General features: G+C 59.6%; 1 pseudogene. It reads right to left on the reverse strand.

Going from position 1 to position 371, the window contains the following annotated elements:
• Nucleotides 1–126: 126 nt before the first annotated feature.
• Nucleotides 127–371 (reverse strand): annotated as a pseudogene (locus GCN74_RS28380) (transposase); the annotation flags it as partial.

The raw sequence follows: 371 nt of genomic DNA on the forward strand, positions 1-371 counted from the left end.
GGCGATGCGATGGCGCACCTGGCGAGCGCATCGCCCTTCGCCCAGTCAACTTGTTCATCCGCCCCGCTGGTCGCCCCATAAACACCTCCCCGATTAAAGGTGTTGCGAGGACCGGTTGAATCCGCCCTGGATTCCACGATCAGAATGGTGAATCAACGGCATCTTGCGCTGTCGTGCTCGCAGGGCCATCTTCAGGGCCTCGCTGACCTCTTCGGTTTGCAAGCTTGCGTGCACGTGATAGCCCACGATCTTGCGCGAATACGCATCCGTTACCAAGCTGACATAGACGAATTTGCCGGCGGTCGGCAGATAGGTAATGTCGGCTACCCAGACTTGCTCCGGCCGCGTAGCGAGCACTTGTTCCGGTCCTG

Source organism: Janthinobacterium sp. FT14W (genome assembly GCF_009208755.1).
In the GTDB taxonomy this organism is placed as follows: domain Bacteria; phylum Pseudomonadota; class Gammaproteobacteria; order Burkholderiales; family Burkholderiaceae_D; genus Janthinobacterium; species Janthinobacterium violaceinigrum.